Origin of the sequence: Methylosinus sp. KRF6 (assembly GCF_018887255.1) — a bacterium.
In the GTDB taxonomy this organism is placed as follows: Bacteria; Pseudomonadota; Alphaproteobacteria; order Rhizobiales; family Beijerinckiaceae; genus Methylosinus; species Methylosinus sporium.
The window spans coordinates 1-883 of the sequence record NZ_JAHLJF010000048.1 but is presented as its reverse complement, the minus strand read 5'-3'; the positions used below and the strand labels follow the sequence as shown (position 1 = coordinate 883).

Below are 883 nucleotides of genomic sequence, written 5' to 3'. Positions count from 1 at the left end.
GGATCGTCGTCGCCAAGGGACCAGCGAACCTGAAGAGCCTCGTGGAAATGATGGATGATGCGACTATAGATCTACCGGAGACGGTGCGTGATATCGTTCGGCTCTATCTCGACCAGATCGAATTGCTCACACGTAAGGTCGACGAGCTTACCTTGCGCCTACGCGATGCGGCGCGCGAGACCGTCGAGATGCGGCGTCTATGCACGGTTCCAGGCGTCGGTCCCATCACGGCTGGCGCGGTCCTCGCCTTCGCGCCCGATCTGCGCGCTTTTTCCAGCGGCAGGAATTTCGCCGCCTGGCTCGGCCTCGTACCGCGGCAGCATTCGACAGGCGGAAAAACGCGCCTGGGCTCGGTCAGCAAAATGGGGCAGCACGACATTCGAAAGCTGCTGATTGTCGGCGCCATGAGCCGGATCCGCTGGATCGTCCGCAAGGGCGTGCTGCCCGACAATTGGCTGGGCCGCATTCTCGGGCGCAAGCCGCGCATGGTCGCAGCCGTCGCCTTGGCCAACAAGATGGCCCGTATCATCTGGGCCATGATGACGCGTGAACAGAATTATCGTTTGGCGTGATCCGTTCGCTTCCGAAAGGAGCAAGGCGGAGAAGCGCTGAAAGGGCCGGCTCGGAGCCGGCTCGGCGAGGAGATCGACCGACGACATATGCGGCAAGGACTTCAATGTTCAGAATGGGGAAAACCAGTCCCGGGGCTCGAGCAAACCAAGCTCTCTGAACCGATGTGGACCCTGTTCTTCGAACTGCATGCCGGCCCGTGGCACACTTCAGGCCACGATGAGAGGCCTGACACACGACCGATAGAAGCGCCGAGCCGAGTAGTCGCCGAGAAAATCACCTTGCAAAAGCGGGGGCATCCACACACGCCCCG

1 protein-coding gene is annotated in these 883 nt (G+C 61.4%); it reads left to right on the top strand.

Annotation, left to right across the window (positions count from 1 at the left end; translation table 11 throughout):
• Positions 1 to 572, top strand: a 572-nt coding sequence (locus KP010_RS22460; RefSeq protein ID WP_216281944.1) for an IS110 family transposase, incomplete at its 5' end; no start/stop codon positions are given.
• Positions 573 to 883: the final 311 nt, after the last annotated feature.